This is a genomic window from Rheinheimera sp. ATLC3, from assembly GCF_059429535.1.
This window is the reverse complement of the sequence record NZ_CM182103.1, coordinates 3,147,404-3,171,280: the sequence shown is the minus strand read 5'-3', so window position 1 is coordinate 3,171,280 and position 23,877 is coordinate 3,147,404. Positions and strand designations below refer to the sequence as shown.

Below are 23,877 nucleotides of genomic sequence, written 5' to 3'. Positions count from 1 at the left end.
GACAAAATATGTGAGGCCTGAATGCGGGACTTTTACGTTGCGAGACAACCGATTTTCAATGCTGATAACACGCTGTTCGCCTATGAACTACTGTTTCGTGATAGCCAGGAAAACGTCTTTCCGGAGGTGTGCCCTAATGAAGCGACAAGCCGGTTAATTGATGGCAGTTTCATCGGCGGGGTAGTAGAAGACCTGACAGCCGGTAAAAAGTGCTTTATCAACTTCACTTTCGACAGCCTGGTAAAAAAATATCCAAGTTTACTACCTACAGAAACGTTGGTAATTGAAGTATTGGAAACGCTACGCCCTGGTAAAAAACTGCTGGCAGAGTGTATTGAGTTGCATAAACAGGGCTATCAGATTGCGCTGGACGATTATATCCCACACCCGGACTGGGTAAATTTTTTTCCGTACATCGCCATTATAAAGGTAGATATTCAGCAAATCAGTGACGTACATATCGCCGAGCTGATAAAAGCCATACAGCCTTATCCAAAGATTAAACTGCTTGCTGAGCGGGTTGAAACCCATGAACAGTTTCAACACTATAAAGCACTGGGTTTTAGTTATTTTCAGGGCTACTTTTTTGCCAGACCTGAAGTTCTGAAAAGCCGAGCTTTCTCTGCTCCGCAGCTGGTTGTACTGCAGCTAATGCAGACACTGATGGTACCAGAACCTGACTTTGACAAAGTAACAAAAATTCTTGAGCATGATATCAAACTGGCTTTCCGGCTGCTGCATTACGCGAATTCAGCAAAGTTTAAACGGGTAAAACCTATTGATTCAATTAAGAAAGCGGTCGTCTTACTCGGCAAAAAAGAGCTTTATAAATTTATGTCATTGCTATTTGTCACACAAATGAGTGAAGACAAACCACTGGAGCTGGCCAGATTGTCGCTGGTACGCGGCAGGTTTTGCGAGCTACTGTGTATTAACGCTTACCCGCAACTGAGCGACGCTGCATTTCTAACAGGCATACTGTCACTACTAGATGCCATTTTCGATATGCCTATGGCAAAGATCACCGCCAAGCTGCCGCTGTCTGACGAAATACTGCAAGCCCTGAATGACAATTGCGGGCTATTGGCTAATTTTCTTACGATGGTTAATAACTATGAAAAAGGCAACTGGCAGGACTGTATTCCACTAACAACGACTCAGGAAATTTCGATCGCCCAGTGCTATAACTCGGCGGTGCAGTGGGCAGAAGAGCAGCTGCCTTAAAACAGCTGCCCATAAACACAATTTACTTCATATCAGGCAGATTGCGACCGTAAAAAATCTCACGCATTTCGCGGAACACTTTTTTACTGATCGTTTTCTGCTCTTCAGCCGTCATCGAATCCGTGCCCATACCGAAAAGATAGTTATTCAGATCGGCTTCCTTAAGCATCATCTTGGTATGGAAAAGGTTTTCCTGATAAACGTTAACGTCGATCATCTGGAACGCTCGCTTGGTATCGTCATCCATAAAGTTCTGTATCGACGTAATAGGATGATCGATATAATGCTTGGTACCGCTGATATCGCGGGTAAAGCCCCTTACCCGATAATCGATAGTAACAATGTCAGACTCAAAACTGTGGATCAAAAAGTTCAGTGCTTTCAGGGGCGATATAATACCGCAGGTTGATACCTCGATATCAGCCCGGAAAGTACAGATGCCATCATGTGGATGCACTTCAGGGTAGGTGTGTACACAGATATGACTTTTATCCAGATGCGCAACAACAGCATCTGGACGCGGCCCCGGGTTTTCAGAGTTATCCGGATCAACCAATACCGGCTCTTCACTAACCAGTATTGTTACGCTCGCACCCTGCGGATCATAATCCTGTCGAGCCACATTCAAAATGTTAGCGCCGATAATATCGGTCACCTCAGTCAGAATGTCCGTCAGGCGGTCTGCATTATATTGTTCATCAATGTATTCAATGTACTCTTGCCGGTGCTGTTCAGTTTTAGCATAGCAAATGTCATAAAGACTGAAACTCAGGCTTTTCGTCAGGTTATTGAACCCGTGTAGTTTCAATTTTTCAAAAGGTTTAACCACTTAACATTGTCTCCGCAAAAAACCGCTTGCCGGTTGTAAACTAAATAACAACTATTGCTGTGCTGCTGGTTTTAGCGCTGATTCTTTCACACTAAAAGAATGCGTCACCGCAACACTGCCAGATAACATGATAGATACCGAACAGTACTTTTCTGCAGATAGCTGAACCGCACGTTCGACCTGTTTTTCACTGACGCCAAAGCCAGTTACCTCAAAATGCAGGTGCAACTTGGTAAACACTTTGGGTATGGTTTCAGCACGCTCCGCACGCAATTGCACTTCACAATCAACTACCTGCTGCCGGGCTTTTTGTAAAATACTGACCACATCCACTGAGGAACAGGCACCGGCAGCCATTAACACCATTTCCATTGGGCTGGGCGCAACACTGTCATCTTTATTACCGTCAAAAACGACAGCGTGCCCGCTACCAGAATGACCGATAAAGGTATTATTGTCGTGCCACTTGACTTTCGCTTCCATCATAGCCCCCGGCCAGAAAAATAAGGCCGACATTCTACGTAAAAGCGAGGCAGGTATCTAGCAAATTTGCTGATGTATCGTGGTTAATCGAGTAAATCGGCGATGGCGTTATCAAACAGGTTTTTGATTAATAGCGAAATTTCGTTGATGAGTTCAGCTTGTTGGACTGTAGCTTTTTTTTCCAGCACGCCCGACAATACCTCCTGAAAGTCATACATGATGCCATCAACTTCGCGGATAATCATACTGCGGTGATTCATTTCCAGCTCAGTGTGCTGCGTACAAAGATTAATGATCTGTTCGGCAATAGATTCTTCGAGTATCACACCTATCGTCTTATCCGTTTCCCCACTACCGCTTTGCTCAAACAACGATAAATGCTCTGTCAGAAACTGGATCAAATGCTCATATCCGGGTTTGTCTGTGACCATAAGTTGTTTTACACCTGGCTGCTGGTAGGAACACCAATAAGTTTTAGTTATTTAAGCAAAAAGCAGCTCAGAAAACAAATCGGGGCGAAAGCCCCGATAAGATTTATTTTGAGTCTGCTTAGAAACTTAACCCGGGCGACAATTGCTCCGGCATCACCACCTGCTCCAGTTCGACTGAAGCAACCGGATACGCACAATAATCGGCAGCATAATATGCGCTTGCTCTGTGGTTGCCGCTGGCACCTATACCACCAAAAGGTGCGGCAGAGCTGGCTCCGGTAATAGGTCTATTCCAGTTAACAATACCAGCACGAATGCGTCGGAAGAAATGCTGATACAACTCTGCACTGTCACTGAGCAAGCCCGCAGACAAACCAAACTTAGTACTGTTAGCACTGTCGATAGCCTGATCAAAGTCACTAAAACGGAAAACCTTCAATAGTGGGCCAAAGTGTTCATCGTCCGGAAAATCTTTTACTGCTGTACATTCTATAATGCCAGGCGTCACCATCGCAGTTTCCGGATTGGGCTGTTGCATTTCCAGCAGCACCTTGCCACCAAGCGAAACCAATTGCTGCTGCACTGACAACATGGCGTTGGCTGCGGCGACAGAAATCATAGAACCCATGAAAGGTTGCTCCTGCGCGTCATACACTCCCACTTTAATATTACGGCTCACTTCCAGTAACCGCGCCAGAATAGCGTCGCCCTGCTCACCAACAGGCAAATAAAGTTTGCGTGCGCAAGTGCAGCGCTGACCAGCAGAGATAAACGCTGATTGCACGATATCGTGTACAGCTGCATCAATGTTACTGACATCTTGTACCAGCAGTGGGTTGTTACCGCCCATTTCCAGCGCCAGGATTTTATCAGGCCGGCCAGCAAACTGCTGGTGCAGATAATGTCCGGTGCGGGAGCTACCGGTAAAGAAAATACCGTCAATTCCGTCATGGCCTGCAATGGCTTTACCGGTGTCAACTTCACCTTGTAACAAACTTAACACGCCGGCAGGAATACCGGCCTGCTGCCACAGCTTCACTGTATCTTCAGCCACTTTAGGTGTCAGCTCTGAAGGTTTAAACAACACAGCATTACCTGCCAGTAAGGCGGGTACTATGTGACCGTTAGGCAGGTGGCCAGGAAAATTATAAGGCCCGAAAACGGCCACTACGCCGTGTGGCTTGTGGCGGATAAAAGCCCGGCCTTGTGGCATCGGATTCTCTTTATTACCTGTTCTTTCCTGATAAGCCCGTACAGATATATCTATTTTGCCAACCATAGCCGCCACTTCCGTGCGGGCTTCCCACAGTGCTTTACCGGTTTCCTGTGCAATTGACAGTGCCATGGCTTCTTTATTGTCACTTAACAACCCGGCGAACTTTTTAACCACGTCAACGCGCTGCTCAAAGCTCAAGCCGGCCCAGTGGTACTGAGCCTGACGCGCACTCTCGACGGCCTGCTCAACCTGCTGCACGGTCGCCGCATTACCCTGCCAAATCTGTACATTTTTTGCCGGGTCAAGGGAGTTAAATTGCGCGCCATCTCCGTGTACCCATTGACCATTAATAAACTGTTCCGCGTGTTTCATTATATACCCCTGTTAAACCCTGGCTGACCGCTCAAATACGGCTCACCCTCACCCAGTCACCCGCATTAACATCCAGTGCAGCAGCAACTGCAGCAGGTAAAGTGACGTGCTCGCTATGTTCGTTAATATCCAGCTCCAGCCAGGTTGCCCGGAAGCCTTCAAGTTGCGTATTACTAATCATATAAGGTTGGCCTGGTTTCACTTCACCGATAAGCACTTGTAAACGCTTGCTGTTTCGCACTGAGCGAATATGCTCTACCCGCGCTTCAACCGTCGGGCCGGCATCAAAAATGTCAACATATCCCCGGCTGGAAAAACCCTCAGCCTGTAACAAGGCCAACGCAGGTTTTGTTTTTTCGTGTACCTGACCAATAACGGCCTGTGCCTGTTTGCTCAGCAAACTAACATAAATAGGGTACTTCGGCATCAGCTCCGCGATGAATACCTTCTGGCCAATGCCAGTCAGATAATCTGCGGTAGGAAAATCGACGCTGAAGAAGTGTTCCTGCAACCACTGCCAGAATGGCGAACTGCCATCGGTATTTGATACGCCACGCATTTCGGCAATGATCCGCTCAGAAAAACGCTGTGAGAATTCTGCTAAAAACAAAAAACGCATTTTTGACAGCAAGCGGCCATTGTTTTTTTCCCGGCGCTTTTCACGCAGGAACAATGTACATAATTCACTAACACCAGTGTAATCATTGCACAGCGTCAGAATGTCTACTGTTTTGTACACACCAAGGGAACGTGAACTGTGAACAACCTTGCCCAAATGATAATGATAAAAAGCGTCATCCAGACCTACCGCTGCTTCCAGGGCACTGGTACCACAAATTTCGCCGGTTTCGGTGTCCTCAAGAACAAATAAGTAACCCTCATCACCGGGACCGCTGACATTCTTACTGAATGACTGCTCTGAGCGACTGATTTTTCGCATCAGCAGCTCATCGTTTACCGGCAGTGAAGTAAAACCGTGGCCTGACTCCACTGCAATATCATACAGCGCCGGGTAATCATCCGCACGGATTGGGCGAATCACCATCATCGTCGCTTACTCCATTTTTGCTTTATAGTTTTTCGGGGCTTTCGCCCCGTAGCTTCATTTTATGCAGTCTTAACGCTGCTTAACTTCTGTTAAATCACGCAGCAGCGACCTGTTTTACCGCTTGCTCAAAACGTTGCATGCCTTCAGCAATATCAGCCTCTGTAATAACCAGAGACGGTGCAAAGCGCACTACATCCGGGCCAGCGACCAGCGCCATCAGCCCCTGATCCGCTGATGCCAGGAAAAACTCACGTGAACGGCCTTTGAACTTGTCGTTCAGCACAGCACCAAGCAGCATCCCCTGGCCGCGAATTTCACTAAACACCTGGTATTTCTCGTTTATTGCCGCCAGATGCTGTCGGAATAACTTTTCACTTTGTAGCACCTTAGCCAAAACTTCCGGCTGATTAACAGTATCAATTACCGCCTCTGCTACCGCACAGGCCAGAGGGTTTCCCCCATAAGTACTGCCATGGGTGCCAACCTTAAGATGCTTAGCAATATCTGTAGTGGTCAACATGGCGCCGACAGGAAAACCACCACCAAGCGATTTTGCTGTCGTCAGAATATCGGGCGTGACACCATAATGCATATAGGCATACAACTTACCCGTGCGGCCAACACCCGTCTGCACCTCATCCATTATCAGCAGCGCCTTGTGCTGGTCGCAAAGTGCGCGTACCCCTTCAATAAACTCTTTTGTCGCGGGAATAATACCGCCTTCCCCCTGAATAGGTTCCAATACCACGGCACAAGTTTTATCTGACATCAGCGCCTTGACACTATCCAGATTATTAAACTCTGCATGTAGTACAGCACCGGGTTTAGGGCCAAAACCGTCTGAATACGCAGCTTGCCCGCCGACTGTGACGGTGAAAAACGTGCGGCCATGAAAGCTTTTACCAAACGAAATGATCTGGTCTTTTTCTGCACTATATTGCTCCAGCGCCCAACGCCGGGCCAGTTTAAATGCAGCTTCATTGGCCTCTGCCCCCGAGTTGGCAAAATAGACCTTTTCAGCAAACGTTGCATCAACCAGCTTTTTTGCCAGGCGCAGCGCTGGCTCATTCGTCATGACGTTACTTAAATGCCACAGCTTGCCGGCCTGAGACGTTAATGCACCGACAAGAGCCGGATGGCAATGCCCGAGGCTGCTCACTGCAATGCCACCGGCAAAATCAACATATTCACGGCCTTGCTGATCCCATACACGGGAGCCTTTACCTTTAACCGGGATAACCCCTGCAGGGGCGTAATTAGGAACCATTACCTCATCAAATAAAGCGCGATTTACCTGTAGCTCACCGGTCATTTTTCACTCCTCTTCCCCGCCTGGGATATTGTTCTAAACTGAATCATCAGCTGTTTATTAAACCTAAGTGAACAGCATTATTGCAGATTAAATTGATGTTGTCTTGCGGATAAAAAGTGCCCAAAGCCTGAAAAAACAAGGGCTACAGATAGATTTGCATGTGAATTGAATAAGTACGCAGCAACAATACACTCCAGCTTTTTGCCAAGCCTCTCTGAAGTGATACCTCACCCGACATTTAGCCGTAAAATGATGATTAACTGGTTAACACTGACAGTTGCATGTTTATGGCACAGATTTTTTTATTAAATTTCAACGCCCAGCCGTTTCAGATTAGTCTGTCTGAGTATCTGAATACTGTCGGAACTAAGCTGCACACTAGCAAACCAGACTTTAGCTTCATCCTCACTGACTTGCTGGCGCTGTTTTAAATCACGGCATTGCACGTAAACCTGAGCCTGTTGCACCAGACGCGCCAGCGGACTACTACCAGCAAAACCGGCCCCTTCTGCCAGCTGATCCAGGGTCTGGCAAAGCGGCAACGTGTCGAGCTGCCAACGCGAAGTGATGTCCGCGCTAAGTACCGCAGCAAACTCATGGAAGCTTTCAGACAAAAAACTGCCATCCGGTTCGAGACTGTCAAGGGCATCGGTCAGCTGTACATCCCGACTTTCACGAGCGTGCAATAACTGCTGCTGCCTGACCTGCTGGTAGGTGCGTAAGTAATTACGGGTCACAACCGCATGTCCCAGTGTATGAAACAACCCAACGCAAAAAGCGCTATAAGGATGCTCCGGGCTGTCTTCTGCCAGCCGCTTAGCAGCAATCGCCACCGCAAGTGAATAATCCCATAACCGGCTTTTCAGGCCGGTAAAAGGGTCAGTAGAGTGCGGCATCATACGTTTCATGGCATACACCGGTAAAATAAGCTGCAAACTTTCAACACCGAGAAAGCGCAATGCTGTTTTAATATCCTTCACCATTGCGCCTGACGACGTGCGGTTACGGTACTGAGGCTGATTAACCAAGCGCAGCAAATCTTCAACTAACCATGGCACCCGACTCACCAGAGAATCCAGTTTATTTACTGTGACTGCTTTGCCGCTTAGTACATCCAACACCTGATAATATGCATCTGTCGGGTCAAACAACGACGCCATTACATGTTCAATATTATGTAAACGGCGCACCAACTCGTCTGATACTTCGTCGTGCAAATGAGCCTGGGCAAATTCAGTAAACTGTGCTTTGGCCTGAGCACCTGCCATACGCTGCTTTTGGGCCTGAGCCTCAATGTCCAATAAGGTACGCCCGGATTGCGGCTGGCCCGCCCGGATCTGGTACCCCAGCCGCTTTTTTTCCGGGTTAACGCCAATGAGCTGATCGAAAAAGCGTTGCACGAGGCTATCAGTGACTGGCATTGAAGAAGGTATCACGTTCAGTTAGTTCCGTTAGTTTATTACCAAATACAGCGTCATACTGCGGTGCCTTGCACATGCAGTCAATAACAGCATGACGTCAGTTAGCAAAGTGCAGAAAATTTGCCAGCAATTGTTTGCCCTGCTGGCTGAGAATAGCTTCCGGGTGAAATTGTACACCGTGCAACGCCATGGTCCGGTGTTTCAGCCCCATCACTTCATCAGGGTTATCATCCGCGACCGTCCAAGCCGTCATTTCAAGCTCTGCAGGTATAGAGTGACGCTCGGCAACCAAAGAGTGGTAACGGGTCACATCCAACGGGTTGGCAAGCCCCTGAAATACTGACGTATTGTTGTGCCTTATCAGGCTATTCTTACCGTGCATAACCTTGTTGGAAGGTACAACTTTTGCGCCAAACACTTGTGCAATAGCCTGATGCCCCAAACAAACACCCAAAATAGGTAATTTACCGGCAAACTGTTCAATCGCATCCAGTGATATACCGGCGGCGTCAGGTGTCTTGGGGCCCGGAGAAATAACCAGATATTGCGGAGCTAATGCTTTTATCTGTGCAATGCTGATATCGTCATTGCGCCTCACCATAACCTGCTGCCCTAATGCAGCAAAGTACTGCATCAGGTTGTAGGTAAAAGAATCGTAATTATCAATCAATAACAACATGATATTTTATCAAGGCAGAACAAAACCCACAGCTTCATTAACACGTGCCAACGTGGCTGCCGCGCGGCTACGGGCTTTATCCGCACCAGCGCGCATAACCGTGGTTAAGGTCGTCTGATCGGCACGTAATTCTGCAAAGGTTTTTTGCACCGGCTCCAGTAAAGCAATTACCGCATCGGCGACATCACCTTTTAGATGGCCGTACATCTTTCCTTCATACTCAGCTTCCAATGCGGCAATAGTTTTGCCGGTTACACCGCTTAAAATGCTAAGCAGATTGGCTACACCCGGTTTCGCATCCAGGTCAAAACGTACCCTTGGTGGATCTTCGGAATCTGTCATCGCCTTTTTAAACTTCTTGCTGATCATCTTCGGATCTTCCAACAAGCCGACGAAGTTCCACGGGTTTTCATCCGACTTTGACATTTTCTTGGTCGGGTCCTGCAAGCTCATCACCCGCGCGGCTACTGGTGGAATAAACGGCTCTGGTACTGTGAAAATATCGCCATGCAGTGCATTAAAACGCATGGCCACATCACGGGCTAATTCAAGATGTTGTTTTTGATCATGCCCAACCGGGATCTGATTCGCCTGATACAGTAAAATATCTGCCGCCATTAACACCGGATAAGTAAACAAACCCGCATTAACATTATGCGTATGACGCTCGGACTTATCTTTAAACTGCGTCATCCGGCTGAGCTCACCAAACTGGGTGTAACAGTTCAGCACCCAGGCCAGTTGGCTGTGCTCCGGCACATGAGACTGCATAAATACTGCTGAGCGGTTAGGATCGATACCACAAGCTAAATACAGTGCCAGGCTATCCAGTGACGCTGAGCGCAGCGCAGCCGGATCCTGGCGCACCGTAATGGCATGCAAATCAACGATACAATATAAGCAATCATAGTCATCCTGCATTTTGTCCCACTGCCGCAAAGCGCCCAGATAATTTCCTATCGTCAGTTGGCCGGACGGCTGTGCGCCACTTAGTACAATTGGCTTGTTGCTCATAGTTGTATCCATTTAAGACATTTATATCGATTAGCCGGCAGCAGCCGGGAATAAGTGCTGCATTATAACCACATCATTCTTTTGCAACAGTAAAAAAGCAGCTCAGCGGACGACTTTTGCCAGTTGCTGCCGCATGTCATCTATTGCAACCGAATAATTATCAGCATTGAATATGGCTGAGCCAGCAACAAACATATCAGCCCCCGCGGCGGCAATATCTGCAATATTATCAGCAGTAATACCACCATCGACTTCCAGTCTGATAGAAAAGCCACTCCGGTCAATAATGCTGCGTGCTGCGGCAATTTTATCGAGAGTCTGTGCAATAAACTTTTGCCCGCCAAAACCAGGATTGACCGACATCAACAGCACTACATCAACTTTGTCCAGTACATAGTCCAGATAGCTAAGTGGCGTTGCCGGATTAAACACCAGACCAGCCTGACACCCATGTTGTCTGATAAGCTGTAAAGTTCGGTCAACATGGCGCGAAGCCTCCGGATGAAAACTAATGATATTCGCTCCGGCCGCAGCAAATTGTGGCACCAGCGTATCCACCGGCTCCACCATCAGGTGTACGTCTATTGGTGCTGATATGCCATAGTTTCGCAGTGCCTGGCATACCATAGGCCCCATGGTCAGGTTAGGCACATAGTGGTTATCCATGACATCAAAGTGCACTACATCACCACCAGCCTGTATAACTGCGGCAACATCTTCTCCCAGCCGGGCGAAATCAGCAGACAGAATCGAAGGGGCAATTAGATACGGTTGCATAGCGTCTTTCCTATAGTTAGCCAGCTGCAGACTGTACTGAATTTGTCATAAAAAAGCACGGAGACACTAGTTGCGCCCCCTGCACAAAAAACGAGCAAAACCGCACCAACTCAGCCCAACCTATTTGTAACGAACGTAGTCAATAATCATAAGTAAATGATTAATCTATAGTATTTCAGCTGGCATATATCTTGGAATACGATCGACAGGGAACAGAGAAAAAGGCAAATAAAATGAAAACATCAACAAAAATGAAAACGTTAGTAAGTAGTATGTTTTTACTTGGACTGTCAGTCAGCAGTTTTACTGCGAGTGCCATTGAACTGGGCGGAGACATAACGATTACCTCAGATTATGCATTCCGCGGTATTTCTCAAACAGAAGAAGCACCTGCGCTGCAAGGCGGTTTGTCATTGACCGATGAGTCAGGCTTTTATCTTTCGGTATGGGGTTCTAACGTAGATTTTCTTGCTGAAGGCACCCTGGAGCTGGATGTTCTGCTGGGTTGGAGCGGTTCTATCAACGAAGACTGGTCAACCGATGTCGGTATTATGCGTTATGGTTACCCCAACACTGAAATCGATGGTTCGAACTTTTGGGAAGTGTATGGTTCATTGTCATACAAAGACCTCACTTTCGGCCTGGCATACAGCGATGATTACTATGCCAACAGCGGAGACTTCTTTTATATTTATGCAAACTACAGCTATGCGTTAATGGATAATCTAAGCCTTGATCTGCATGTTGGTCAGAATGAATATGATGACAGCAGCGCCAGTTATCTGGACTGGAGTGTAGGTGTCAGTACTGAAGTTCTAGGCGCCGGCTTAAGTCTTGCCTATGTAGATACCGATATCGACGGTTCTTATCTGGCAGATAGTCGCGTTATCTTTTCTATTTCAAAAAGTTTCTGATCTAAAGAGCTTTTGTACCGGCTAGAACATTTTTATCTGTTTAATAAACAATCAGCTTGTATCAACAAGCTGATTGTTTTACTATTTAAGCGTTTTAAAAAACAAATGGATTTAACATGAAATTTACCAAGCTATTAAAAGCAGTATTTATTTCAGCTGGTTTCACCGCCGGTACCATTTGTTTTGTCTTACCCTCCGCATTGCACGGTAGTCAGTGTCATGCTGAAACGGCATCAATACAGGAATGTATAAGTTCTGGCCAGCAAAACTGGTACAGTTGGTTTCAGGGCAAAAGCCGTTCTACTCAGTTCCATTTTATTGATCTGCTTGAACTGCTAAGCAGACTATCTCCAACGCAAAAAAGCTAATGCCTGAGCATAAGCCTGGTCTGATACAAGTCATTAAAGCAGTGTTAGGCGCTATGGTGGGTGTACAGTCAGAGCAACAGCGTCAGCGCGACTTTTCTGCCACTTCGCCATTACCCTTTATTATAGCTGGTGTAATCTTCACCCTGCTTTTTGTGGCGTTACTGCTAGCTGTTGTAACCTGGGCACTGGCATAGCCTGGTAAACTGCAAACAACTCAGCAACCTTGCCTCTGCTTGACCCTTTCTGGCTGATAGACCGGCCAACCTGCACACTGTGTAGTATCGCTTGCTGATATATTTTTCTGGTCCAGGTAGTATCGTGATTACTGATAACCACAGCCACGCCGCGGTTTTGCGCCTGCTCTGCCAGATTTGCCAGCTGAGCCTGATCGTTCAAATCGAATCCCTGGCTGGCGTAACTGGTAAAACTAGCCGTTTTGCTAAGAGGCACATAAGGTGGATCACAGTAAATTACATCGCCAGCTTTAGCCTGCAACATAACTTCCTGGTAACTCATACAACTAAACTCAGCTTTCTGTGCTTTTTCAGCAAAAAACAATAATTCTGCTTCTGGGAAATAAGGCTTTTTATAACTGCCGAACGGAACATTAAATTTTCCCGACAAATTGTAGCGGCACAGACCGTTATAGCCATGCCGATTCAAATATAGGAACAATAAAGCCCGTTCATAATTGTCGGAACTCTGGTTAAACTGCTGACGCAACTGCAGATACGCGTCGCGTTGGTTAGTCTGTGCCGAAAACAAACTTCTGGCGTCAGCAATAAAACGATTGTGCTCTGTTTTCAACAGCTGGTACAGGCCAATCAGATCTGCATTGATGTCGTTTAAATGATAACGGGGATAATCAGTGTTTAGAAACACTGAACCGGCTCCAACAAAAGGCTCTATTAATACGGAACTGCCCGGCAGGTGAGCCGATATCGCTTGTACCAGATTATATTTGCCGCCTGCCCACTTCAAAAAGGCACGACACTTCTGTCCAGTTGCCATCCTAAGCAATCAATCCTGTTGGCCTGATTGCAAACTTAACTGCCTGGCGTTAATTTCACTTTGAATGGCTTTAATTGTTTTTGTAAAAGGACCCGATGCACGCAGTGCAGCAGGCAACTCCGACATTTTAGCCTTGGCTTCCGAGGCATTATCAAACGGGGCTAATACCAGGACAAGCTGCATCTTACCTTGCCAGCTACGCTGGTAGCTTAATGTTTCAAGCGTAGGGTATGCACGTTTAAAGCGAGCTAATGCCGCATCACTGGACAGCACAGCTAATTGAACTGCAACTTCCGACTTTTGTAACGACAACAATGTATCTTCATCGTACGCAAATGTCGTGCTGTCAGAACCCTCTGTGTCAGGTACTTCTGGCGAAGAGACTGTTTCTGCTGACGCTATCGCTGTGCCCGCAGTCTGGTTCTGTGTAGTATCAACCACAGGCTCCTGCAACGCTGGCGTTCCTAAATCAGAGCCCTGCTCAGTGGTAGTTTCAGCAGAAACTTCAGCTTCAGCTTGCTCTGTGTCAGGGTTAATTGTGCTATCTATAGCAGTACGTTCAATATTCGCTTCTGAATCGGGAAGTTCAACCGGTAATGCTGGAGCCGGCGCACGTTCTACCGGCATACGTACCGGCGACTCAGGTTGTCTCTGTGATGGCCAGAAAACAATTACCAGCAACACCAGCAACACGGCAATTGACGATGCCAAAAGAACCGGCTTTTTAAGCGCTGTATGCTTTTCAGCCACAACATCCGTTGTTTCATCTCGGTGCTCAATTTCGACTGGCTGTAGCAGCTGATGCATATTACCGTCAGCCCTTGCCAGGCGCTCGGTTATTTCAATGCTGTTTAAGGCGTCATGGCGCAGCAACTGCTCAGCATCATCTGTGGTTATACGATTCAATGTTAACGTCAGCCCGGCTGCATCTAAACTCTGGGCTGAGAAACACAGCACCAGGCTTGGTAATGAACTTAACTGCTGAATAAGCTCTGGCGGGAAACGCTCTGCATCGTCGATGATCACGGCCAGTGGCGATTGATCTTCAGTAAGAGCAACTTGCTCAGTGATAGGGATCGAAGCATCACCAGGCTGCCCAAACCACTGCTGCATTAGCTGCTGAATTACTGAAGCTGTGTTAACCGAGGCATCAAGTAAAGCAATGTTGTACTGCCCAGACAGTAGCTCGGCGATAGCAAGTGCTAAGGTTGACTTTCCACTGCCGGAAGCCCCCAGTATATTGATCTGCTGATTATCATTAAACGCCAACTGGAACAGCAGCCTGTCCAACCATTCACGCTGTGACGGTAATAAATGATCCAATTGCGCCAGACGAGCCTGTAAATCAGTTATATCCATCGGCAAACACCCTTATTAGTTCAGCTTCAGATACATCATCTACTACCGCCGTGCTACCGAAAGCCGTCGGCAACACGAATCGCATACTGCCGTTACGTACCTTTTTGTCTGTCTTCATAAAAGGCATAAAATCATCAATTTTCATATTGGCAGGTGGCGCTATCGGTAAATCAAATGCAGTTAACAAAGCACAGATTTTCTGCAGCTGCTGCTCATTAATGGAATCACGGGATAATGCCAATTTTGCAGCCATCACCATACCTGCCGATACGGCCTCTCCATGTAGCCATTCACCGTAGCCCAGCCATGCTTCGATAGCATGGCCGAAAGTATGCCCGAGATTAAGCAGCGCCCTATCACCCTGCTCAGTCTCATCCCGACTGACGATATCAGCCTTCATCTGGCAGCAATGCTGTATCATCTGTGCCAGCGTCTCAGGGTTCAACCCGACGATATCTTTCTGATGTTGTTCAAGCCAGTCAAAAAAGGCTGCGTCACTGATAAGGGCGTACTTAATGACTTCTGCCATGCCTGCTGCAAACTCGCGCGGTGGCAGCGTCGACAAAGCTGCTGTATTAATCAGCACCTGTGCCGGCTGCTTGAAGGCACCAATCATGTTTTTGCCAAGCGGGTGGTTCACCGCCGTTTTGCCACCTACTGAAGAGTCAACCTGAGACAACAATGTCGTTGGGATTTGTAGAAACGCTACGCCTCGCTGATAACAAGCAGCAACAAAGCCGGTCAGATCACCGATTACACCGCCACCAAGGGCGACCAGCAGTACATCACGTGACATCCGCTGCTCTAGCAGAAAACCTAATACTTGTTCAAAAGAACTTAGTGTTTTGTATGCTTCACCATCGGGCAGCAGAAAGTGTTGTACAGAAGCTGAGTGAAACAACGCCTCAACCTTTGATAAATAAAGAGGAGCGACTGTTGGGTTAGAAATAATGACAACTTGCTGCTTTGCTGCCAACGCAGGGTCAAGGCCAAGAAAGTTGTCATCTATAGAGATGGTATAGCTGCGTTCGCCAAGTTGTACTTCAACTTTTTGCATCAGCAGCCCCCTGTCGAAATAAAATCAAAAACCCAGTTGGTCGATAATTTGGCTGGCTACAGCACGTGCACTCTGCTCATCAGTGCGCACAGTAAAATCAGCTATCTCAGCATACAGTGGGTTACGCTCTGCAGCCAATCTTTCCAGTACTTCTTTCGGTGCTTCTTCAGTCTGCAGCAAAGGGCGTCTTTTATCGCGCTGTGTACGTGCTACCTGTTTTTCTATCGGTGTTTCCAGGTAAACCACTATACCTCTGGCAGACAGACGATTTCTGGTTTCCTTGCTCAAAACAGAACCACCGCCTGTTGCGAGCACGATACCTTGCAACTCTGTCAGATCCTGGATGACATTTTCTTCACGTACGCGAAAGCCTTCTTCACCTTCCAAATCAAACACCCACGCTATATCTGCACCAGTGCGGCGTTCAATTTCCTGATCTGAATCGTAGAATTCAAGGTGAAGCATGTCTGCTAAGTGCCGGCCTATTGTGCTTTTACCAGCACCCATGGGGCCGACGAGGAAGATATTACGTTTTTCTGCCATAAGTTGTATTACTAATCAGCTAACTCAGTGAAAAGTTAAATTCAAGGACCAAAAGGCTCCCACGAAAATTTGAAGCGCTGAATTATGTCAGGAATAGCCTTTTGTTGGCAAGCTAATTCTGAACCAGTGGTTGCTGCAGCGAACGCAGCAACCACTGCCATAGATGTTAAAGCCCGTCAGAAATAATTCTCGGTGTGACAAAAATTAATAATTCATTCTTTTCATTCACATCACGGGTAGTTCTGAATAGCGTTCCAACATAGGGGATATCGCCAAAGAAAGGTACTTTAGTCACTGTCGATAGTATCTGCTGCTGGTAAATACCACCAAGCACTATGGTTTCACCATTATCAACCAGAACCTGAGTTTGGATCTGTTGGGTATCAATTGCTGTAGCGGGCCCCGTAGGGGTTTGTACCGTTTCGCCTTTGGTGTTCTGAGTAATCACCAAGTCCAGAATAATCTTGTTGTCAGGTGTGATCTGTGGCGTTACCGTCAGGCTCAGTACAGCTTTTTTAAACTCAACAGTTGTTGCACCGCTGGATGCCGCCTGAACATAAGGTATCTCAACACCTTGCTCGATACGGGCTTCTTTTTGGTTAGCGGTGGTAATACGCGGGCTGGCAATAATCTCACCTTTATTCTCTTGCTCCAATGCTGACAGCTCTAAATCCAGCAAGGTACCATCGGCTAAACGGGCTATGTGAAAGGCGATGCTACCTGCCGCAGCACTTGTGGTTGGCAAATTAACATTCCAGCGATCATCCAAAGATGGTATTGAGCCATTAGCAATAGTATTGGCGCCGCCCGCGGTACCAGATGTCCCCTGATTAGAGCTACCGCTACTTTGCTGATCACTAAAGCCCCACCGAATGCCTAATTCATCCGCAACACTGTCACGTACGGTAACCATGCGCGATTCTATTAGCACCTGACGTACCGGAATATCAAGTCTTTCAATCAGTTTACGGACGTTCTCAATATTCGCCGCAGTATCTTTTATCAAAATAGTATTGGTACGGTCGTCTACGTTAACTGAGCCACGTGATGACAGCAAAGTTGCATCTTTATTGCTCAGCAGTTTGGTAATATCGGCTGCTTTAGCATAATTCACCGCCAGGAAGTCTGAATACAGCGGCTCCAGGTCAGCAACTGTTTGCTTTGCTTCCAATTCCCGGGCTTCTCTGGCTGCCAGTTCATCTGTCGGCGCAACCATCAGGATATTGCCTTCCATCCGCTTGTCCAGACCTTTGACGCGTAGAACAATGTCAAGTGCCTGGTCCCAAGGCGTACCGTCTAACCGCAGAGTAATGTTCCCGGTTACCGAATCACTGGTCACCAGATTAAAACCATTGTAGTCGGCGATAATCTGCAACACTGTCCTGACAGGGATATCCTGAAAGTTCAGCGATATCGCGCGGCCTTTATACTCTTTACCACCGCCCAAAATGCTGCGGTTTGTGGTGTCGCGTTCTACATTCAGCGTGAAAATATTATCAATTTGCTGATAGGTAAAAGTGAATTCAGCTGTTGTGTCTATCACAAGCCTGGTTGAAGCCCCTTCTTTAAAGGTTTCAATTCCCTTAACAACGGTACCGAAATCAACAACATCAAGCTGATACAATAACTCATCCAAAATGTCTGTATTGTGAAACTCAACTTCTAGCTTGCCTAAACGCTCGCTCACGTCAACCGCTGCGGTATTGTCGCGCAGAAACACCAGCACCCTGCCTTCACCTTTATCTCCACGACGGAAATCTATCGCGTTGACACGGTTGATGTAAGTCGGTTTAACGTCTGCGGCTTGGCCTACCGCATCAGACGTGGGGTTATCTGATATGTGGATGTAAAACACGTTACCACGAACCCGGGTACGGTAAATTTTCAGATAATCCAGATAGATCACAGTTTTAAAACCATCACCTTCAAACTCTGAAGTCACTCGTTTTACACCGGATTTATCGATCAGAACCTCGCTCAGCTTTTCTTCATAATCAGATTCGTTAAAGAACAGCTCAATCCTTGCAGGTTCATTAAACACCTGAATGCTCGGGTCAGCATACAGCTCTTCATCAAAGATGAACTCTATTTCTGTCTCACCAGTTAATAACGGGTTATACCGCACATCGTATAACAGTGGTACTGCTGACGCAGGTATTGAATATAGCATTAAGGCTGCAAAGCACAGTACTGTGCGCTGGATTGTGCCAGACATTATTTTGATTATTTTATCCATGATTTACTCGCATACCTATCAATTACTTGCAGCAGAAGACGCATCGGCCATCTGCAACATTGTCGTCCGCTCTTTCCAGCAACCCGCGCCGTCCGGAATTAACTCAAGTAACTCTATATGAGTCGGCTCTACGTTAATAACACGGCCATGAAATAACCCAACGTGATTATTCAGCGTTACTCTGTGCAATGTTTTATCTGATGCTTCTATCAATGCCCAGATATTACCTATATCGCCCAAAGTACCGCGCATCTTTAAATTATCAACGGCGTACTTTTCCAGCGGTTCCTTCCTGCGACGAGGATCAGGGTGTAAACAATCCTGCACCTGTAAAAATTTATCCTGTATCGCTTCTGGCCGCGGAGCTGAAAATGGGCTGCGGGCATCCTGAGAGCGATAAGGTATATGCTCAAACTCCTGAACTTCGGGTAAAGGCTCTACGCGAGCTTTGGTGTTCGCTTTGACCTCAGCGATGTAATTCTGCACATCACTTATATCGTTAAAACAACCGGTCAACATCAACGTCAGTGCAATTACAGTTAAACGCCTGTTCATGGCTGAACCTCCTTGTAGCGGTAGGTTTTGGCCACAACATTGAAACGAAGACGTTCATCTTTTTCGGTTGTAATAGAAAAATCGTGCAAACTAACAATACGTGGAAGTTTGGCTACCTCACTAACAAAATTACCGAACTGGTGATAATCACCAATTACCTCAATTTTTATTGGCAGCTCGGTATAAAACTCCTTCTCAATCTCTGGCTCCCAGTTGATACGGATGAAAGTTAAACCGCTGGTTGTACCAACATAGGTAATATCATCCAGTAATCCCGGGGTTTCATGGGTTGTTGGCAGCTGTTTCAGTAAAAATGAGAACGTCTGCTCCATTTCGACCATTTGCTGTTTATACAAATCCAGATTTACTGCCTGGGCATACTTAGTGCGATACACCTGGCGCAACTCAACTTCTTTACTTTCGGCCACAGTCAGCTCATCAATTTTGCTATCGACCAGCATAAAATAGCTTAAAACAGAAACCAAAATCGCCAGAATAACTGCGAATATAATCTTTGCGCCCGCCGGCCAAGACCCCATATTCTCGAGGTCGAGATCATTAATATCGATCTCGGACAAATTAATATTCAAACTCATTTTGCACCTCCGTTTGCAGGTTTAGCCGGAGTATCAGCTCCCTGCACAGCCTCATAGCCTTTAACAGTCAGGTGCATTTTAAAATTACTGAGTAAACTGACAGAATCTTTACCTGCTTCAATAAACTCAAGATAAGGCTCTGATAACAGTTCAGACTCTTCCGCTTCCCTCAGCATATTCGACAAACGGTTATTCGATTCACTCTTACCGATTAACAGCAAAGAAGTACCTTTTTTCTCTAATTGAGTCAGATACACACCGGCCGGTACAGCGCTGGCAATTTCGTCCATTATCTGAGTACCCAGATTCCGGCTGCCTTGTAACTGAGAAATCAGCGCCATGCGCTGTTGCAGACTCTTTTTCGTATCATTTAGCGTGCGTATCTCAGCAATACGCTGATCGAGAATTTTGATCTCGTTTTGCAGAAAGTTATTACGCTGTAGCTGCCCTTCAACACGGGCGCTATATACCATATTCACCAGAAAAACCAGTAAAAAACTCAGCACAGCCGTGGCGGTGAGTATTGTCAGGTATTGTTTCTGCCGTTCTTTGCGCGCAGCATCACGCCACGGCAGTAGGTTTATATATGCCATGACGAAAAACTCCTTAACGCCAAACCACTGGCAACCATCAACTGTGAAGCGTGGCGATTGAGTTGCTCACGATCAACCGACGTAGCCACCTCCATCGACTTGAAAGGATTGGCAACAACAGTATGGATACCCAACTCGTCAATCAGTAGTTTATCAATACCTTCAATTAGTGCAGTGCCGCCGGAAATAACCAGATAATCAACAGCGTCTCTACCGCTACTGGTTAGATACATCTGAATACCACGGCGAACCTGTTGTAACAGCATCGTCTGAAAAGGCGCCAATACTTCAAAGGTATAGTTAGGCGGTAAATCACCATTTACCTTAGCTAACTCCGCTTCTTCATAACTCTTGTTGTAATAAGACAGAATGCTGCGGGTATATTGATCGCCACCAAACACCTGGTCACGTGTGTAGAGGGTCTTACCATTTTCGATGATACTAAGCAGAGTCATCGTAGCACCGATATCAACCATCGCTACGACTTTATTTGCTGCATCATCTGGTAACTGTTTAAGGCATAGCTCGGCTGCACGGCTTAACGCATAGCTTTCAATGTCAACGACCTTGGCCGTAAAACCACCGTTATCCAGCGATGCAACTCTGGCTTCTATACTTTCAGTGCGGGCTGCACTGAGTAATACATTTACTTTTGAGGGATCTGCATCGTTAACATCAAGCTTTTCAAAATCGAGACTGACTTCGTTCAGCGGATACGGTATCAGCGTATCTGCTTCAACTTCAATCTGACTTTCAAGTTCAGCATCGGTTAAGGACACATCCATGAAAATGACTTTGCTGATCACGGTAGATCCGGAAACAGCAGCGGCGGCGAATTTAACTGAGCGGGGGATCTTCTTACGGATCTTACTGAGCACATTACCAACGGCTTCAATGTCCTGGATCTCACGATCTGACATTGCTCCCTTGACCATGGGCTCTACAGCGAATGCTTCAACTTTGCATACGCCGCTGTGCTGACTGAGTAATACAGCCTTCACAGAGTGTGCACCGACATCGATCCCCACCATCATCGGTGTTTGTTTACTGAACAGGCGATTTATCATAGCTTCCTGCGGCCATTTTATAGTTATGATTATTGTCTCATTGATAGCTTAGTCGCTAATTTTTGGCAAGAAAAAGCGTTTAATCTAAAGCTAATAAATATATACTAGCAGCGTTGTAAAGGAATTGGGAGTAAAAATTGGGGTTATTCAGTGTCTTGGGTTAAAAAACTTTTAATACTCTGTCTATCCATGATCCTTCTTGGTGTAGTAACGATCTCTGGGATCTATTTTTACCTGAAAGATGATCTCCCAGACGTTACAACCTTACTGGATGTCAGATTGCAGACGCCAATGCAGGTTTTTACCGCTGATGGAGAACTTATTTCTCAGTTTGGTGAAAAACGCCGTATCCCTCTCAAATTGGAAGAAATGCCTCCTTTATTAGTTCAGGCATTTTTAGCTGTTGAAGATACTAGATTTTATGAACACCCCGGCATCGATATTATTGGTATTTTCCGGGCGATGACGGTCGTAGCCTCATCAGGCGATTTCAGTCAGGGTGCCAGCACCATTACGCAGCAGCTGGCCCGTAATTTCTTTTTAAGCCGTGAGAAAAAAATTGTAAGAAAAATCAAAGAAATATTTCTAGCAATTCATATTGAGCAGCTGTTAACGAAAGATCAGATCCTCGAACTTTATCTAAATAAAATCGAATTGGGGCAACGCTCTTTCGGTGTTGGTGCCGCAGCTCAGGTTTACTTTGGCAAAACGGTTCATGACCTGACAGTCGACGAAATAGCCATTATAGCCGGTTTACCTAAGGCCCCATCGACACTCAATCCTGTTCGTTCAGCAAGCAACGCCCGCGCCCGACGCAATGTCGTACTTGGCCGTATGCTGGATATAGGCGTTATTGATAAAGCGGCTTATCAGCAGGCTATCGAGGCGCCTGTTACCAGCCGGTTACACGGTGCTCAGATAACCGCATCTGCGCCCTATATCGCTGAAATGGTGCGGCAGGAAGTCGTTAACCAGTTTGGTGAAGAAACAGCCTATTCAGCCGGGCTGAAAGTATATACCACAATCAACAGTAAGCAGCAGGCTGCCGCAAAGCTGGCGTTACAGCAAAACCTGTACGACTATGATGAACGCCACGGCTACCGAGGACCAGTCGCACAATTGTGGCAGGCACAGCTCAACGAAGCTGAAGACGCAGAACCGCGGTTTAACGAAACAGATCCCCTGTCACGTGAAGAGATACTCGCGTATCTGGATACACAAAGCAGCCTGGAAGATTTGCGTCCGGCTGTTGTCACGGCTGTTCAAGCGCAAAGTGCCACCTTACTGATGGCAGGTGGCCAGGAAATAACACTGAACTGGGAAGGCCTCAAGTGGGCGCGGCGTTTTATCAATGACGAACGTCAGGGTACGGCACCTAAAGCAGCATTTGCCATTGTAGCACCCGGCATGCATGTACTGGTCCGTAAGCACAATGATGACTGGCGCCTGTCCCAGATACCTGAAGCCAGCAGTGCCATTGTTGCTATCGATCCACATAATGGCGCACTGCGCTCGCTGGTAGGTGGATACAGCTTCAGTCAGAGCCAGTTTAACCGGGTTACCCAGGCAAAACGTCAGGTTGGATCTAACATAAAACCCTTTGTTTACTCAGCGGCACTGGAAAACGGCTACACCCTCGCTTCAATAATGAACGATGCTCCCATCCATCAATGGGACGACAACGCCGGTATTGCCTGGCGGCCAAAGAATTCGCCCGCTGTTTACGATGGTCCAATTCGCATCAGAGAGGCGCTGGCTAAATCTAAAAACGTAGTGTCTATCAGATTATTGCGCGGAGTCGGTATTGACAATACTATTCAGCATCTTCAGCGCTTTGGTTTTGCTGCCAGCGATTTGCCACGCAATGAAACCTTAGCTTTAGGGTCTGCATCACTGACCCCACTGGAATTGGTAACAGGCTATGCCACTTTTGCTAACGGTGGTTTTCTGGTGACACCATATGTGATAGATAAAGTCGTCGATGACGAGCAAAATGTCCTGTATCAGCATAATCCGGCAACAGTATGCCAGGATTGTATGGCTTCTGAGCCAAAAGCAGCTGAACCCGTTGCCGAAGACGCAGAAGCCCAGCTGGGGCAGCTGTTTAATGAGCTGGCACAGGATAAATCAGCTTCTGAGAATAATATTTCGTTAACCCAAGCCGAACCGCGCCAGGCTGAACGGGTGATCTCACAGCAAAATAGTTTTCTGATTGCTGATGCCCTTAAAAGCAGTGTTTGGGGTGGAGGCAGCTGGCAGCATGGCACCGGCTGGAACGGCACTGCATGGCGTCTGCAAAAACTGAAACGACGCGATCTGTCGGCAAAAACCGGTACAACTAACGATTCAAAAGATACCTGGTTTTCCGGCTTTACACCTGATTTGGCCGTAACTGTCTGGGTTGGTTTTGATGATGCTAACCGCAGCCTTGGCCGCGCTCAGTGGCATGCTAATATGGGTCAGCAACAAAGTGCCGGTGCTGAATCCGGTGCCCGCACCGCTTTACCGGCGTGGCTTGATTATATGCAGACAGCGCTAGAGAATATACCGGAACAGCCAGTGCCACCACCCGTTGGTCTGGCATCGGTGCGGATTGATTTACAAAGTGGTTTACTCAGCCGCCGTACTGATTACACCAGCACCTTTGAATACTTCAAGCCAGGCACTGAGCCCACACAATATGCTGGCACTGATGTTCAGCAGATAAGTTTCGACAAAGCTCAGGAAAAAAAGCCTGAAGAGAAACAACAGGAAGTCGAATTATTCTGATAA

The 23,877-nt window shown here is 46.9% G+C and carries 24 protein-coding genes; 5 read left to right on the top strand and 19 right to left on the bottom strand.

Going from position 1 to position 23,877, the window contains the following annotated elements:
• The first annotated feature begins 21 nt into the window (after positions 1-21).
• A complete protein-coding gene (locus AC5SV9_RS14645) occupies positions 22-1,224 on the top strand; it encodes an EAL and HDOD domain-containing protein (protein WP_475151114.1) in 1,203 nt (400 codons plus the stop codon).
• A gap of 22 nt (positions 1,225-1,246) precedes the next feature.
• Here AC5SV9_RS14645 and speD read toward each other — a convergent pair whose 3' ends face one another.
• From speD to rpe, 10 genes are all read right to left on the bottom strand, one after another.
• Positions 1,247-2,053 carry an adenosylmethionine decarboxylase gene (gene speD / locus AC5SV9_RS14640; RefSeq protein ID WP_134051985.1) on the bottom strand — a complete coding sequence of 269 codons (807 nt, stop codon included), beginning with the start codon at positions 2,051-2,053 and terminating at the stop codon, positions 1,247-1,249.
• Positions 2,054-2,104: 51 nt separating this feature from the next.
• Positions 2,105-2,536, bottom strand: coding sequence for an OsmC family protein (locus AC5SV9_RS14635; RefSeq protein ID WP_475151414.1), 432 nt, complete (start codon positions 2,534-2,536; stop codon positions 2,105-2,107).
• An 83-nt stretch (positions 2,537-2,619) separates the two neighbouring features.
• Positions 2,620-2,967, bottom strand: coding sequence for a DUF3802 family protein (locus AC5SV9_RS14630; protein WP_475151115.1), 348 nt, complete (start codon positions 2,965-2,967; stop codon positions 2,620-2,622).
• A gap of 118 nt (positions 2,968-3,085) precedes the next feature.
• Positions 3,086-4,555, bottom strand: coding sequence for a succinylglutamate-semialdehyde dehydrogenase (gene astD / locus AC5SV9_RS14625; RefSeq protein ID WP_475151117.1), 1,470 nt, complete (start codon positions 4,553-4,555; stop codon positions 3,086-3,088).
• 31 nt (positions 4,556-4,586) lie between these two features.
• Positions 4,587-5,603, bottom strand: a complete 1,017-nt coding sequence (gene astA / locus AC5SV9_RS14620) for an arginine N-succinyltransferase (RefSeq protein WP_475151118.1) — start codon at positions 5,601-5,603, stop codon at positions 4,587-4,589.
• 94 nt (positions 5,604-5,697) lie between these two features.
• Positions 5,698-6,915 carry an aspartate aminotransferase family protein gene (locus AC5SV9_RS14615; RefSeq protein WP_475151120.1) on the bottom strand — a complete coding sequence of 406 codons (1,218 nt, stop codon included), beginning with the start codon at positions 6,913-6,915 and terminating at the stop codon, positions 5,698-5,700.
• Positions 6,916-7,220: 305 nt separating this feature from the next.
• Positions 7,221-8,351: an HDOD domain-containing protein gene (locus AC5SV9_RS14610; RefSeq protein ID WP_475151123.1), complete on the bottom strand. Its 1,131-nt coding sequence runs from the start codon at positions 8,349-8,351 to the stop codon at positions 7,221-7,223.
• An 82-nt stretch (positions 8,352-8,433) separates the two neighbouring features.
• The gene (locus tag AC5SV9_RS14605) at positions 8,434-9,015 is read right to left on the bottom strand and encodes an anthranilate synthase component II (protein WP_475151125.1); all 582 of its coding nucleotides are present in this window, start codon (positions 9,013-9,015) and stop codon (positions 8,434-8,436) included.
• Between the two features lie 9 nt (positions 9,016-9,024).
• Positions 9,025-10,029, bottom strand: a complete 1,005-nt coding sequence (gene trpS / locus AC5SV9_RS14600) for a tryptophan--tRNA ligase (RefSeq protein WP_475151127.1) — start codon at positions 10,027-10,029, stop codon at positions 9,025-9,027.
• 102 nt (positions 10,030-10,131) lie between these two features.
• Positions 10,132-10,806 (bottom strand): ribulose-phosphate 3-epimerase, encoded by a 675-nt coding sequence (rpe, locus tag AC5SV9_RS14595; protein WP_475151129.1) that lies wholly within the window; start codon positions 10,804-10,806, stop codon positions 10,132-10,134.
• Between the two features lie 233 nt (positions 10,807-11,039).
• On the opposite strand from rpe, the gene AC5SV9_RS14590 reads away from it, so the two are divergent.
• The 3 genes from AC5SV9_RS14590 to AC5SV9_RS14580 all read left to right on the top strand — a co-directional run bounded on the left by AC5SV9_RS14590 (position 11,040) and on the right by AC5SV9_RS14580 (position 12,282).
• Entirely contained in the window at positions 11,040-11,720 is a 681-nt protein-coding gene (locus AC5SV9_RS14590; RefSeq protein WP_134052001.1) for a TorF family putative porin, read from the top strand.
• A 116-nt stretch (positions 11,721-11,836) separates the two neighbouring features.
• Complete coding sequence (locus AC5SV9_RS14585) at positions 11,837-12,088, top strand: hypothetical protein (RefSeq protein ID WP_475151131.1); 252 nt, start codon at positions 11,837-11,839, stop codon at positions 12,086-12,088.
• Positions 12,088-12,282 carry a DUF2970 domain-containing protein gene (locus AC5SV9_RS14580; protein WP_495473517.1) on the top strand — a complete coding sequence of 65 codons (195 nt, stop codon included), beginning with the start codon at positions 12,088-12,090 and terminating at the stop codon, positions 12,280-12,282. Before AC5SV9_RS14585 ends, AC5SV9_RS14580 begins: the two co-directional genes overlap by 1 nt.
• On the opposite strand, the gene AC5SV9_RS14575 is transcribed toward AC5SV9_RS14580, so the two are convergent.
• The 9 genes from AC5SV9_RS14575 to AC5SV9_RS14535 form a co-directional block, all read right to left on the bottom strand.
• On the bottom strand, positions 12,227-13,099 hold the full coding sequence (locus AC5SV9_RS14575) for a Dam family site-specific DNA-(adenine-N6)-methyltransferase (RefSeq protein WP_475151134.1): 873 nt from the start codon (positions 13,097-13,099) through the stop codon (positions 12,227-12,229). The genes AC5SV9_RS14580 and AC5SV9_RS14575 overlap by 56 nt on opposite strands.
• Before the next feature lie 9 nt (positions 13,100-13,108).
• On the bottom strand, positions 13,109-14,458 hold the full coding sequence (locus tag AC5SV9_RS14570) for an SPOR domain-containing protein (protein WP_475151137.1): 1,350 nt from the start codon (positions 14,456-14,458) through the stop codon (positions 13,109-13,111).
• Positions 14,445-15,515, bottom strand: coding sequence for a 3-dehydroquinate synthase (gene aroB / locus AC5SV9_RS14565; protein WP_475151139.1), 1,071 nt, complete (start codon positions 15,513-15,515; stop codon positions 14,445-14,447). Before aroB ends, AC5SV9_RS14570 begins: the two co-directional genes overlap by 14 nt.
• Before the next feature lie 24 nt (positions 15,516-15,539).
• Positions 15,540-16,058 carry a shikimate kinase AroK gene (gene aroK, locus AC5SV9_RS14560; RefSeq protein WP_134052014.1) on the bottom strand — a complete coding sequence of 173 codons (519 nt, stop codon included), beginning with the start codon at positions 16,056-16,058 and terminating at the stop codon, positions 15,540-15,542.
• Between the two features lie 166 nt (positions 16,059-16,224).
• Complete coding sequence (locus tag AC5SV9_RS14555; RefSeq protein WP_475151141.1) at positions 16,225-18,228, bottom strand: type IV pilus secretin PilQ; 2,004 nt, start codon at positions 18,226-18,228, stop codon at positions 16,225-16,227.
• 84 nt (positions 18,229-18,312) lie between these two features.
• A complete protein-coding gene (locus tag AC5SV9_RS14550) occupies positions 18,313-18,849 on the bottom strand; it encodes a pilus assembly protein PilP (RefSeq protein WP_475151142.1) in 537 nt (178 codons plus the stop codon).
• The gene (locus AC5SV9_RS14545) at positions 18,846-19,445 is read right to left on the bottom strand and encodes a type IV pilus inner membrane component PilO (protein ID WP_475151143.1); all 600 of its coding nucleotides are present in this window, start codon (positions 19,443-19,445) and stop codon (positions 18,846-18,848) included. The genes AC5SV9_RS14550 and AC5SV9_RS14545 overlap by 4 nt, the downstream gene beginning before the upstream one ends.
• Positions 19,442-20,038, bottom strand: a complete 597-nt coding sequence (locus AC5SV9_RS14540; RefSeq protein ID WP_134052022.1) for a PilN domain-containing protein — start codon at positions 20,036-20,038, stop codon at positions 19,442-19,444. The genes AC5SV9_RS14545 and AC5SV9_RS14540 overlap by 4 nt, the downstream gene beginning before the upstream one ends.
• Positions 20,026-21,105 carry a pilus assembly protein PilM gene (locus AC5SV9_RS14535; RefSeq protein WP_475151144.1) on the bottom strand — a complete coding sequence of 360 codons (1,080 nt, stop codon included), beginning with the start codon at positions 21,103-21,105 and terminating at the stop codon, positions 20,026-20,028. The genes AC5SV9_RS14540 and AC5SV9_RS14535 overlap by 13 nt, the downstream gene beginning before the upstream one ends.
• Positions 21,106-21,396: 291 nt before the next feature.
• Here AC5SV9_RS14535 and AC5SV9_RS14530 point away from each other — a divergent pair, with 291 nt between their 5' ends.
• Entirely contained in the window at positions 21,397-23,874 is a 2,478-nt protein-coding gene (locus tag AC5SV9_RS14530; protein WP_475151147.1) for a penicillin-binding protein 1A, read from the top strand.
• Positions 23,875-23,877: the final 3 nt, after the last annotated feature.